This is a genomic window from Falsiroseomonas oryzae, from assembly GCF_027856955.1.
Classification (GTDB): Bacteria; Pseudomonadota; Alphaproteobacteria; order Acetobacterales; family Acetobacteraceae; genus Falsiroseomonas; species Falsiroseomonas oryzae.
The window spans coordinates 1-12,257 of record NZ_JAPSMD010000144.1 but is presented as its reverse complement, the minus strand read 5'-3'; the positions used below and the strand labels follow the sequence as shown (position 1 = coordinate 12,257).

At 71.8% G+C, this 12,257-nt stretch carries 14 protein-coding genes and 1 pseudogene; 7 read left to right on the top strand and 8 right to left on the bottom strand.

Annotated elements, in window-relative coordinates:
* The 8 genes from OZN99_RS15225 to OZN99_RS15190 form a co-directional block, all read right to left on the bottom strand.
* A partial coding sequence (locus tag OZN99_RS15225) for a response regulator (protein WP_270936097.1) occupies window positions 1–444 on the bottom strand: 444 nt, incomplete at its 3' end.
* Between the two features lie 28 nt (window positions 445–472).
* Window positions 473–1,216 (bottom strand): response regulator transcription factor, encoded by a 744-nt coding sequence (locus OZN99_RS15220; RefSeq protein WP_270936096.1) that lies wholly within the window; start codon window positions 1,214–1,216, stop codon window positions 473–475.
* Between the two features lie 94 nt (window positions 1,217–1,310).
* A complete protein-coding gene (locus OZN99_RS15215; protein WP_270936095.1) occupies window positions 1,311–2,051 on the bottom strand; it encodes a sensor histidine kinase in 741 nt (246 codons plus the stop codon).
* Between the two features lie 51 nt (window positions 2,052–2,102).
* A complete protein-coding gene (locus OZN99_RS15210; protein ID WP_270936094.1) occupies window positions 2,103–2,480 on the bottom strand; it encodes a TadE/TadG family type IV pilus assembly protein in 378 nt (125 codons plus the stop codon).
* On the bottom strand, window positions 2,458–2,922 hold the full coding sequence (locus OZN99_RS15205) for a TadE family protein (RefSeq protein ID WP_270936093.1): 465 nt from the start codon (window positions 2,920–2,922) through the stop codon (window positions 2,458–2,460). The genes OZN99_RS15210 and OZN99_RS15205 overlap by 23 nt, the downstream gene beginning before the upstream one ends.
* Entirely contained in the window at window positions 2,919–4,232 is a 1,314-nt protein-coding gene (locus OZN99_RS15200; protein ID WP_270936092.1) for a hypothetical protein, read from the bottom strand. Before OZN99_RS15200 ends, OZN99_RS15205 begins: the two co-directional genes overlap by 4 nt.
* A gap of 113 nt (window positions 4,233–4,345) precedes the next feature.
* Entirely contained in the window at window positions 4,346–5,686 is a 1,341-nt protein-coding gene (locus OZN99_RS15195; protein ID WP_270936091.1) for a pilus assembly protein TadG-related protein, read from the bottom strand.
* A 117-nt stretch (window positions 5,687–5,803) separates the two neighbouring features.
* Window positions 5,804–7,105, bottom strand: a complete 1,302-nt coding sequence (locus tag OZN99_RS15190; protein WP_270936090.1) for a pilus assembly protein TadG-related protein — start codon at window positions 7,103–7,105, stop codon at window positions 5,804–5,806.
* A 606-nt stretch (window positions 7,106–7,711) separates the two neighbouring features.
* On the opposite strand from OZN99_RS15190, the gene OZN99_RS15185 reads away from it, so the two are divergent.
* The 7 genes and pseudogenes from OZN99_RS15185 to OZN99_RS15155 all read left to right on the top strand — a co-directional run.
* Complete coding sequence (locus tag OZN99_RS15185) at window positions 7,712–7,912, top strand: hypothetical protein (protein WP_270936089.1); 201 nt, start codon at window positions 7,712–7,714, stop codon at window positions 7,910–7,912.
* Between the two features lie 399 nt (window positions 7,913–8,311).
* Window positions 8,312–8,491, top strand: a complete 180-nt coding sequence (locus tag OZN99_RS15180) for a hypothetical protein (RefSeq protein ID WP_270936088.1) — start codon at window positions 8,312–8,314, stop codon at window positions 8,489–8,491.
* A gap of 69 nt (window positions 8,492–8,560) precedes the next feature.
* On the top strand, window positions 8,561–9,043 hold the full coding sequence (locus OZN99_RS15175; protein WP_270936087.1) for an A24 family peptidase: 483 nt from the start codon (window positions 8,561–8,563) through the stop codon (window positions 9,041–9,043).
* Window positions 9,044–9,047: 4 nt separating this feature from the next.
* Entirely contained in the window at window positions 9,048–9,890 is an 843-nt protein-coding gene (gene cpaB, locus OZN99_RS15170) for a Flp pilus assembly protein CpaB (RefSeq protein ID WP_270936086.1), read from the top strand.
* Window positions 9,890–11,374, top strand: coding sequence for a type II and III secretion system protein family protein (locus OZN99_RS15165; protein WP_270936085.1), 1,485 nt, complete (start codon window positions 9,890–9,892; stop codon window positions 11,372–11,374). The genes cpaB and OZN99_RS15165 overlap by 1 nt, the downstream gene beginning before the upstream one ends.
* A gap of 14 nt (window positions 11,375–11,388) precedes the next feature.
* On the top strand, window positions 11,389–11,718 hold the full coding sequence (locus OZN99_RS15160) for a hypothetical protein (RefSeq protein WP_270936084.1): 330 nt from the start codon (window positions 11,389–11,391) through the stop codon (window positions 11,716–11,718).
* Window positions 11,705–12,257, top strand: a pseudogene (locus OZN99_RS15155) (AAA family ATPase); the annotation flags it as partial. The gene OZN99_RS15160 and the pseudogene OZN99_RS15155, both read left to right, overlap by 14 nt.

Below are 12,257 nucleotides of genomic sequence, written 5' to 3'. Positions count from 1 at the left end.
CGTGCTGCCCGCGGCGCGCGCGGCGAACTGCCGGCGCTGCTCGCTGGCCGCCAGGGCACGGGCCGCGACGGCGGCGACGTCGCTCGGCCGGAACGGCTTGCGCAGCACGTCAAAGGTCCGGGCGCCGATCGCGTCGAGGTCCGGCTGGTCGATGCCGGCGCCGCTGACCAGCACCACTTCCAGGGCGAAGATCTCCGGCCGCCCGCGCACCAGCTCCTCGGCCAGCGCCAGGCCGGATTTCCCGGGCATGCGCACATCGGTGATGATCACCGCGATGCCGGGATCGGCGACAGCCTGGGCGTGCGCCTGCTCGGGCGTGTAGGCGCCGATCGCACGGAAGCCGTGCTGCACGAGGTAGCGGGTGAGCAGATCGACGATCTGGCGCTCGTCATCGACGACAAGGATGCCCGGCAGGCCGAACGATGTCTCCTCGGCCTGCCGCATCACCGCGCGTTCGTCCGCCGGCCGGAACTCAGGCCACCAGCCGGTATCCGCGCCCGCGCAGGGCGAGGACCTGGATCCGCTGATCGGAGGCCTGCGCCAGCTTCCGGCGCAGCATGGAGGCGAGCTGGTCCACGCCGCGCTGGTGCGGCATCAGCCGATGGCCGAGCACGCGCTCGGCGATCGCCTCGCGTTCGACGGTGTGCTCCGGCGCCTCGAGCATCAGCTTCAGGAGACCGGCCTCGGCGCCGGTGAGCCGTACCTCGGTGCCGTCGGCGGCGATGACCTTCAGGCGCAGCGGGTCCAACACGACGCCCGCCATGTGGCGGCCGGGGCCGGCCGGGGCGGGCATCGAGGCCGTGGCCGTGGTGGCGGCCGGCGCCTCGGCCGCGGCGGTGCCCTTGGCATCCATCCGCCGCGACAGCGCACGGATGCGGGCGGTCATCTCCCGCACGGAGAAGGGCTTCGTCACGTAGTCGTCGGCGCCGAGCTCGAGGCCGATGATGCGGTCCACCTCGTCGCCACGCCCGGTGACGACGATGATGCCGAGGTCGGGGCGCGTCGACGCTTCTCGGACAAATGCCATTCCGCTGCCGTCCGGCAATCCGAGATCGACCAGCAGGATGCGAGGTGTAGAGGACGCCAGCCGTTCCCGCGCCTCCGCCAGGGAGACGGCGGTTTCCGTATGCCAGCCGTCCCTTTCCAGGGCGCCGGCCAGGGTCGACGCGACTTGCACGTCGTCCTCTACGACCAGGACTGACCGCGGTGTGAACATGCGGTCACACAATGTGCGGTGGAATTAAGAATTGCAACCCACACCTGCAAGGTTTGTGACGAGAATCTAGGCAGTGTGGCTTTTTCGCACGCCCCTATGTCGCAGCTGGCAGGTCGAGCGTGACGCGCGTCCCATTGCCTGAGCGGCTCGCGATTCGCAACTCTCCGCCGCCGGCCTGGGCCACGCGCATCGCGAGCGGAAGGCCGATGCCGGTCTTGTGGCCCGCGATCCCGGACACGAACCGCAACTGCAGGACACGGCGCAGGGTCTCCTCATCCATGCCCCGGCCGGTGTCCTCCACGACCAGGATCACCCGCCTGCCGCCGGCCGGGGCCGGCTCGGTGCCGGCGATCACCCGCAACCGCCCCTGCGCACCCATCGCCGCGACGGCGTTCGCCGCCAGCTCGTCCAGCACCAGGCCGAGCGCGGTGGGCGTGACCAGGACACGCCCGAGGTCCGGCTCGGCCAGCATCTCGAGCCGGATGCCGGGCGGCAGGCCGGGTTCCAGGCGCCGGGCAAAGCGGGCCAGGGCCTCGGCCGTGTCGGTCGGCGTGGCGGCGGGCTGGACGCGCCGGCCGAACTGATCCAGCCGGGCCGTCAGCTCGCTGCCCCGCTGCGCCGCCCCGAAGATCAGCTTCGCCATCTCCGCCAGGTCCGGCTGGCCGGCCAGCCCCTCCATCAGGAACTCGGCGTTCCCGATCAGCACGGTCAGCATGTTGCCGAGGTCGTGCGCCACCGCGGCGGACAGGGCGGCGGCGGCCTCCAGCTGCTCGCCGCCGGCCATTGGCCGCTCGCCGGCTTCATCCTCCGCACCTTCGCCGGGCTGGCGTGTCATGGACATTCCCAAGGTCGCAAGCGGATCGCGGCTCGGCGGCGGCGGCCGCGGTCAAAGCGGCGAGGTGACGGTGGCGCGCAGCGTCCGGGGAGCCGTGCCGAAATTTAGCACGGAGAAGGTGAATGTATAATCCGCCGAGACGGTGATCGAGTCCGCCGCCCGGACGACGCAGATGTTCAGCAGGGTCGCCTCGAGCAGGTCCACCCTGGCCAGCGCATAGGTCTTGGGATCGGTGCAGCCGCTCATGGTGGTGCTGGTCGTGGCCGCGCGCACCACCTCCCCCACCGCGGCGCGCAGCGAGTTCCGTGCCGCCACGTAGCGGCCCACATCCACGCAGGCGATCATCACGATCGCCAGGATCGGCAGCGCGATGCCGAATTCGACGGCGGAGGAGCCGCGCCGGCTCCTACTGAATACGGAGCGTGACACTGGCGGAGACGGTGCTGGGGACCAGCGGCGTGATCGGGCTGAAGGGGTGCCGCGCCTCCACCCGCACGAAGCGCTGCAGGCCGGCAACACACGCGCTGGTGCAGGTGGTCGGGGCGTTGTTGCACTCGCACCAGAGCCCGCTCGGCGTCACGGTCATGCTGGGAAGGTCGGGCGCCGCCGCGCGGGCCGCGGCGGTGATGGCGCTGTTGTCCGTGGGGTTGCGCAGCGCCACCTGCGCCCCCGCCCGGGCGGCGACCTGCAGGCGCATGTGCTGCTCCACCGCCAGGCCCACATCCATCATGCCGACCAGCACGGCCGCGAACAGCGGCGTCATCAGCGCAAGCTCGACCGTGCCCCAGCCGCCGCGCCGGCGCGCGCCGGGCGCGCGGAGCCCGGGACGACGGGCGGGCCGCGCGGCGTACGAGCGCAGCCGGTCCGTCATTCTGCGACCATCACCAGCCGCGTCTGCGGCACGCGGGTGCCCACCTCCGCGCACTGCGTCACGTCGGCGGTGCCGGTGAAGGTGATCGAGCCCGCGACGACGACGCTGCACAGCACCGATCCCGCCGTGCCGTTCATCCGGACGTAGCTGGTCGGGAAGTAGAGCGCGCCGGACAGGCGCATGTCGGTGGTGCCGTTGATGTCGATGGAGGGGTTGTTGATATTGTTCGTCGTGGCACGGAAGTCGCGGTAGAACAGGACGCCGTCGTAATCGCGGTCCACGGCCGTGCGCGCGGCGCGCAGGTCCACCACCGAATTGGCGTTGATGGTGATGCCGCCGATCTGCGCGGGGTCACCCGTCAGCACGATCGTCACGCCGGCGCCGCCGGTGCAGGTCGAGCAACGGAGCGTGCCGCCGCCCTGCACGAAAAGGCCGCCGTTGAAGATGTAGTAGGTGCCGGGCGAGAGGTTCAGCACCTCGCCGCCATTGATGCGCAGGTCGCCGCAGATCATGCGCCGGCCGTTCGCCTCGTAGGGCTGAAGGTTGGTGTTGCCCTGGCCGCGGTTCATGCAGCCGTTGGTCGGCCGCGGCATGGTCTTGCTCTGCAGGTGGACATAGGGGTCGGCGATCGGCGGCTGCCATTCCTTGAAGCGTTCGGTCAGCACGACGTTGGCGTTGCCGCAGTTCTGGCAGCTGGCCACCGCGGCCAGGCTGAAGGCGGTGACGGCCAGGCTGTTGCCGGTGACCTCGATGCTGGGCGATGCCCGGCGGTTGGAGGCGAGCACGCAGGTCGGCGCATTGATCGCCAGGTCGCCGCCCGTCCAGAGCTGGCCGCTGAGCGCCAGCACGCAGACGTTCCGCGCGTCGCGCAGCGTGGCGACGGAACGCCCGACCACGCTCGGGGCGCTGCTCAGGAAGTAGCCGGAGGCGCCGAGCTGCTGGCGCTGCGTCACCACCACTTCCACCGCGCTGGGGTTGGAGGCGTTGGGCCCGCTGCGCGGCGGGATGAACACGTCCACCGTCGTCGGGCCGCCCACCGCGTGGGTGAAGCCGTTGCGCGCCGCGACGTCGCGCGCGGCGGTGCGCGCCGTCGTCGCGTCGGTGTAGGACAGCGTCGCGGTGGCGGCCGCGGCGCCGGCATCGGCGGCATTCTGCGCGCCGCGCCGGGCGGCATACCAGCTGCCGACATCCGTTGCGATCGCCGCGGCCCCGAAGACGGTGACCATGGAGGCGGCGATAGCGAGCGAGCTGGCGCCGCGGCGATCGGCAACCAGGCGGCGGAGGCTGCGGAGGGGGCTTGGCGACGGCATTGTTGTTTCGCGCATGTCTGCTGTCGATGAGGCGGCAATGTGCCGCCGCGGCGCCAGCGGGGCGCGTTCGGATTTGTGAGAAAATGTCCCCGCGCGACGAGAGCCGCGCCGCACTATTCCGCCACCACGACCATCCTGGTCTGCGGCACGCGGGTGCCGACGAGATTGCAGTCGGTCACGTCCGCCGTGCCGCGGAAGTCGATGGATGCCGCGACCACCACGGTGCAGGCGATCGCCGCCGCATTGCCCGTCACCTCCACATGCGAGGAGGGCAGGTAGATCCCGCCCACCAGGCTCATCGTGGTGCCGCCGTTCAGCCGCACGGTGCTGCCGGCCGGCGCACGGACGTCGCGGTAGATCAGGATGCCGTTGTAGTCGGGGTCGGCCGCCGTCAGCGCCGCGCGCAGGTCGATGACGGAATTGCCGTTCAGGCGAACCTCGCCGATCGAGGCGGCATCGCCGGTCAGCACGATGGCGACCCCCGCCCCGCCGACGCAGCTCGGGCAACGCACCGTGCCGCCGCCATTCACCGTCAGGCTGCCATTGTGGATGTAGTAGGTGCCGGGGGAGAGGGTCAGCGTGTCACCGCCATTGACCCGGATGTTCCCGCACAGGACGCGGCGGCCGTTCGATTCATAGGGCGCAAGGTTGACCGTGCGGCCGTTCGGCACGGAGGCGCAGCCATTGGTGGGCCGCGGCATCACCTTGGACTGGAGGTGGGCGAAGGGATCGGCGATAGGCGGCTGCCATTCGCGCGCACCCTCGGTCAGGGCGATGCGGGCGTTGCCGTTGCAGCCCTGGCAATCCGCCACGGTGACCATGCTGTAGGCGGTGATGGCGTAGCTGCCGCCGCCGAAGTCCATGCCCGGCCCGCCGCGCCGGTTGGACGCCATGACGCAGTTCGGCACCGTCACCGTCGCGTTGCCACCCGCGGTCACCTGGCCGGTCAGGGCGAGCAGGCAGACATTGCGCGCATCGCGCAGCGTGGCGACCGATCGCCCCGTCACGGTGGGCGGCGCGGTGAGGAAGAAGCCGGAGGCGCCGAGGACCTGGCGCTGCTGCACGACGACCTCCACAGCGCTCGGGTCGCCGGTGCGGGCGCCGGTGGTGGGCGGCACGTTGACCGTGACGGTCGTCGGCCCCCCGACGGCGTGGGTGAAGCCGTTGCGGGCGGCCACGTCGCGGCCGGTGGTGCGCGCCGCCTCCGCCGTCGAGAAGGCGAGCGTCACGGCCGCTGCGGCGGCGCTGGCGTCGGCGGCGTTCTGGGCGGCGCGGCGCGCCGCATACCAGCTGCCCACGTCGGTGGAGATCGCCGCCGCCCCGAAGATCGTCACCAGGCCCGCAGCGACGGCATAGGAGGTGACGCCGCGGCGATCGGCGACCAGCCGCGCGAGGACGCCGCGCCGGCTTCGGCACGACGATGGCAGAGACAGGTGTCCGGGCCCCTTTTGCATGGCTGCAGGGATGCCCGGCCGTCCACGCGGAGGCCAGTTCGGAGTTGTAGCGAAACGTTTTGACTAATGAATGACTTCACGCATCCACGATGTGTGGCGTCGTACGGCGCGCGGCCCCTACTCCACCACGGCGACGCGGCGCGTCACCGGCGTCTGCGTGCCGGTCAACGCGCAGGAGGACACGGCGGCCGAGGCATTGCCGCGGAAATCCAGCGCCGCGGCCACCAGCACCGTGCACCCGGTCATCCCCGACGAGCCGGTGAACTGCACGACGGAGGACGGGAAATACATGCCGCCCGCCAGCCGCAGCCCGGCGCCCCCGTTCAGCCGCACCGCCGTGCCGCCGGTGGAGGCACGCACGTCGCGATAGAACAGGATGCCGCGCCAGTCGGGATCGGCCGGGTTGGCGGGCGCGTTGAGTTCGACGGTGGCGGCGCTGTTGACGTCGATCTCGCCCACGGTGTTCGGATTGCCGGTCAGCACGATCGTCACGCCCTGCCCGCCGGTGCAACCGCTGCAGCGCAGCGTCGCGCCGCCGTTGATCCGCAGCGAGGCGTTGGACAGGTAATAGGTGCCGGGCCGCAGCGTGAGCGTCTCGCCGGCGTTGAGCCGGATGTCCTGGCAATAGGCGCGGCCGCCATTCGTCTCATAGGGCTCGAGCGTGGCCTGGCCCGACGGATTGAGGCAGCTGCTGCCGTTGAACCGCGGCAGCAGCTTGGTGTCGAGCGCCGCATAGGGATTGGTCGCGGCGAACTGCCATTCCTTGTAGGGTTCGGTCACGCGCAGCGCCGCGCGGTCGCAGCCGTCGCAGGTGGTCACCGCGCTGACAGTGTAGGCGGCGAGGCTGGCGCTGCCCGAGATGGAGAAGCCATCGCCGCTGCGCCGGTTGGAGGCGACGGCGCAGTCCGGCGCGGAGATCGCCGCGCTGCCGCCGAGGCTGATGCCGTCGGTCAAGGCGAGCAGGCAGACCGGACGATCGTCCCGCAGCGTGCCGACGGCGCGGGCCTGCACGGTGGGCGGGCTGGAGAGGAACATGCCGGCAGCGCCCATCGTCTGCTGCTGCCGCACCACCACCTCCACCGCATTGGGGTCGGTGCGCCGCGGCCCCGCCATGGGCGGGATGTTCACCGCGACCGTCGTCGCGCCGGCATGGGCGAAGCCGTTGCGGGCCGCGAGGTCGAGCGCGGAGTTGCGCGCCTGCGTGGCGGTGGCGCGCGGCAGGGTCAGCGCGCCGGCAATGGCCGCGGCATCCGCGGCGGACTGCGCGTCCCGCCGCGCGGCGTACCAGACGCCGACATCGGTCGCCATGGCGACGGCGCCGAACAGGACCACGCCCGCGCCGGCGAAGGCAGCGGAGGTGACGCCGCGGCGGTCACGGCGCAGCCGGACGAGGCGGTCGTGGATGGTGGCGACGGTCATGGGGCTGTCTCTTTTTGAGATTGTTGTCGCGCGAAAGCGAAGGTGATGATTCCTCGCTTATGACGTTCCGTATAGTCCGGAACCGTCACAATTCGTAAGAAAAGCTACATTCTCCAGCCATGATTTCGCGTTATGATTGCATTTCGGCTGGCGGACGGCACGAGGCGGACGTGGGCCACCGATGCAAGGCCGAGCGTCGCGCGCAGGAACGGCGGCCGGCCGGAGCTCCGGCCAACCCTCTCCGCGGCTGGAATGTCAGCTTTTGTGCGCGCGGTCCCATTCTGCGAGACACTACGGGCCGGCCAGCGGGGCCAGCCGGACCGGCCCGGCAGGCAAGCCCGCCAAGCGACGCCTCGACGCAAGCCGCCGCAACATGCGACGGACCTCGGGGCGCAACGGAAAGAACAGTGCGACCGGGATGCGACTCTATTCAATCAAGCGTCGGGATTTGTAGAAAAGACGTCGCGGCGCCGCCCGGGACATTGCGGAACGCCGGCCATATCCCGTCATTTCCGACGCCCGCCGAGCGCGCCGGATCGCCAGCCGGGCGCGCATGGCCGCCACCGCCACGAGCGCCGTCATCTCGTCCGCCGGCAAGGAGGTCCGATGTCCGAGCGGGTCTGCTTCCCCGCGCCCAGCGCCATCCCGAACCTGCGGGCCCTCTTCTGGGACCGGAAGGGCATCAGCGCGCTCGAGTACGCGGTACTCGCCGCCATCGTCATCGTCGCGGTCGCGGCGCTGGCCACGCAGCTCGACGGGGCCTTCGAGAAGGTCTTCACGACGGTCATCGACGCCGTCCCCGGCTGACGCCGGGCACGGCCGGCCGCCGCGAGGCGCGCCTGCGCCGCGACATCAGGACAAGGCGCGCCTGCGGCGCGACGTCAGGAAATGTAGGTCGGTCGGCGTTGCAAAGTGAAAATAGCGACGTGAGTGTAGCCCGCCCCACTCATTTACAACTCGGCATAATCCATGAAGACGCGCCGCCCGGCGCACCACTTTCTTGAACAGATCGGGCGCTGTGCGATTTTGTCAGAATCAAGATCGAACGCGAGATTCACGATTGCTGTCGGGATCGGCATTCTCAAATATCCGGCTCCGGAAGTCGCCGCGAACCGCCCTGCGGATCAGTCGACAGCCCGGCCCGGCGGGTCTCCCGCAGGGTAGAAGTCCTGCAACCTAACCTCTCGAAGGAAAAGGGGAGACAACATGCTCGATCTGGTTCTCGTTTCCGTCCGCCGCGTCCTCGGTGATCGCCGCGGCATCAGCGCCATCGAATACGGCGTGCTCGGCGCCGTCGTCGTGGTGGCCGTGGCCGCCCTGTCCACCCAGGTGGACGGCGTGTTCGACAAGGTCTTCTCGACCATCACGGCCAAGGTCCCGACCTGATCTTCTAAGGCTCCGCGGCGGCCCGGCCTCCGGTCCGCCGCGGGTCCCCGTGTACAGGAGGCGGTTGCGATGCTTCTCATCATGGCAGCCATCCTCGGCTTCGCCGCCTGGTGCGACCTGGCGACGCGGACCATCCCGGACCGCTGCAGCCTCGCCCTTCTCGCGGTGGGCCTCGGCTATCGCCTGCTGGAAGGCCCGGCCGCCGCGGCCGCCTCGCTGGGCGTCGCGTTGCTCATCGGCGTCGGGTTCCTCTTCCTCCATGCGCGCGGGATGATCGGCGGCGGCGACGTCAAGCTGATCGCGGCCATCGCCGTCGGCTTCGCGCCATCCGAGGTGCCGGAGCTGCTGTTCGCCATCGGCATCGCCGGCGGCATCCTGGCGCTGCTCTATCTCGGGCTGTCGCGCATCATGCCGAAGCCCGCCTTCCGCCCCCAGGCCGCGCTGCCGCTGCGCGTGGCCGTTCTGGAGGCCCATCGCATCGCGCGCCGCGGGCCCATGCCCTACGCCCTTGCCATAGCCGCAGGCACCGTCGCGGCCGGTCTCGGAGCATAGACCCATGACATGGCGTCGTCTGGCCATCGTCCTTCTTCTGCTCGCCGCCGGTGGCATGGGCGGCATCGCCATGCGCGGCGGACAGCCCGCGCAGGTCATCGAGGCGGTCGCCGCCCCGGCACCACTGCCGCAGCCCACCGCGGTGCGCGTGCTGGCCGCCGCCCGCGCCCTGCCATCCGGCACCCTGCTGAACGAGGCGGACCTCGTCTCCGTCGAGATGCCCGCCGCGCCGCCCGATGCGCTGCTCGCCAATGCCGCCACCCAGGCCGAGTTCCGCGGCGCCCTGGTGCGCCGCTTCGTGCCGCCGGGCGCGCCGCTGACGCGCGAGGACCTGCTGCATCCCGGCGAGCGTGGCTTCCTCGCCGCAGTGCTGCGGCCGGGCCACCGCGCCATCAGCATCGGCGTGGACGCGGCCACCGGCGCCGGCGGCCTGGTGGCGCCGGGCGACCTGGTGGACCTCGTGCTGGTGCAGAACTTCAACCCGGCGGAAACGCCGGCCGCCCGCCGCGTCACCGCCGAGACGGTGCTGACCCGCCTGCGCGTCATCGCCATCGACCAGCAGATCACGCAGGGCGGCCAGAACGGCTCGCTGGGCGTCCAGCGCGTGGCGCGCACCGTCACGCTGGAAGTGACGCCGGAAGCCGCGGAGCGTGTCGCCGTCGCCGAGCAGCTCGGCCGGCTCGCCGTCACCGTCCGCCCGGCGCTCGACGAGCACCTGGAGGCGCGGACGGTCGTGCCGGTGTTCGGCGGCGACGTGTCGAACGCGCTCGGCAGCCCGACAGGCCAGGCCCCCGCCCGGATGCGCGTCTTCCAGGGCAGCGACGCAACGGATGTGACCTTCCAGTGATGCGCCCCGTCCTTCCCCTCCTGCTGCTCCTCGCCGCCCCGGCCGTCGCGCAGCCCCTGGCCCCGATGCCGACCACCGGCACGCTGACGAACGGCGCGGCCGCGACGGCGCCGGTCACCGTCGTGCCGCTGCGGCTGGAGGCCGGCACCGGCCGCCTCCTCACCCTGCCGTCGCCGGCCGCGGCGGTGATGGCATCCGACCCGCGCGTCGCGCGCGTGCAGCCCTCCTCGCCGACGAGCATCTTCGTCATGGCCGTGGCCAACGGGCGCACCACCGTGATCGCCACCAACGAGTCCGGACGGCCTGTCGTCGAATACGACGTCACCGTGTTCGGCCAGCGCGCCGAGGGCCAGGCCGCCGCCGCGCCCACCGGGCCGCGCCCGCTGAACGCCGCGGCGATCGAGTCCCAGATCCGCTCCATGATGTCCGGGCCGGGCAACGTGCGCGTGCGCGTGGCCGGCCGCCTCGTGGTGCTCAGCGGCACGGTCTCCACCCCCGCGGAGGCGCGCCGGGTGGAAACCATCGCCCGGGGCTTCGCCAACGAGGACACGGAGATCCTGAACGAGATCGCCGTGCTGTCCTCGATCCAGGTGAACCTGCGCGTCCGCGTCGCGGAGATCTCCCGCGACCTGACGCGGCAGTTCGGGTTCAACTGGGCGGCCGTGGGCAATGTCGGCAACTTCGCCTTCGCCCTCGCCAGTGGCGGCGGCGGCGCGCTCGCGAACAACATCGGCGGCGGCATCGGCGGCGCCGCCCTCGGCTCGACGCAGCGCCTGGGTGCCGCCTACCGCTCCGGCGGCTGGGACGTGAACGCCATCATCGACGCGCTCGCGGCCGACAACTTGGTCACCATCCTGGCCGAGCCGAACCTGACCGCGCAGTCGGGCGAGGTGGCGAGCTTCCTGGCCGGCGGCGAGTTCCCGATCCCGGTCGCCGGCTCCGGCACCAACAACGCGACCACCGTCACCATCGAGTTCAAGCCCTTCGGCGTCAGCCTGGCCTTCGTGCCGACCGTGCTGGCCAACGACCGCCTGACGCTGCGGGTCCGGCCCGAGGTGAGCGAGTTGAGCGAGCAGGGTGCGATCAGCCTGCCGACCCTCGGCGGAACGCTGCGCATCCCGGCGCTGGCGGTGCGCCGGGCCGAGACCACGATCGAGCTCGGCAGCGGGCAGAGCTTCGCCATCGCGGGCCTCCTCCAGCGCAACACGCTGCAGACGCAGGAGGGCATCAACGGTCTCGGCGACGTGCCCGTGCTCGGCGCGCTGTTCCGCTCCGACCGCTTCCAGCGGCGCGAGACGGAGCTGGTGATCATCGTCACGCCCTACCTCGTGCAGCCGGTCTCCGACCCCACGGCGCTGGCCGCGCCGACGGACGGCTTCCGCCCCGCCACCAGCCTCGAGCGCATCCTGCGCCAGCGGCAGATCCGCGAGGGCGGCCCCGCCGTCCCGCCGCTGCCCGCCGGCCTCGGCTTCCGCGTCGAATGACAAGGGTGACCCGCATGCCGAAGCGATCCTCGCTGCTCTGGGTGCCGCTGCTGCTGGCGGGTACCGGCTGCGCCTACGAACCCTACGAGGCACCAGGTACCTGGCAGTCGCGCGGGGTGAACGAGGCGAACCTGCGCGCCATGGTCGCCAACCCCGCGGACCTGCAGCGCGGCCAGGCGCCGCTGACGCCGACGCGCGGCGAGGCCGCGGCGATGGCCGCTGCCCGGCTCGGCTTCCCCTCCGCGCCTGGCGAGGACGGCACCACCGTGGCCGGCCGCGGCACCGCCGTGCAGACCGGCGTCTCCGCCCTTCCGCCGCCGGTGGGCACCAATGTCCGGCGCTAGCGTCGCGCCCCGCACGGGGGCCGAGACCGCCGGCGCCGGCCGTCCGCAGGTCGTCGCCTTCGTCACCGACGAGCAGAGCGAGGCCGCGCTGCGTGGCGGCCTCGGTCCGCTGGTCGAGGAACTGCAGATCCGCCGCGGCGGCGTCACCACCGCGGCCCGCGCGATGGAGCGCGAGGCGACGCCGCATGTGCTGATCGTCGATGTCTCCGGCATGGAGGACCCGACGCCTGCGCTCGACGGGCTGGCCGCGGTCTGCGAGCCGGACGTGCGCGTGCTGGTGGTCGGCGACCGGGATGACCTGCCGCTCTACCGCCGCCTGACGCACGACTTCGGCGTGCACGAATACATCTACAAGCCGCTGACCCGCGACCACGTGGCGCGCCTGTTCGGGCCGGCGATCGCCGGTGCCGTGGTGGAGCGCGACTCGGGCGGCCGCGGCGGGCGCGTCGTCGCGGTCTGCGGCGCCCGTGGCGGCGCCGGCACCACGACCATCGCGGCCAACCTGGCGCTGTCCGTCGCCGGCGCCACGCGCGGCCCTG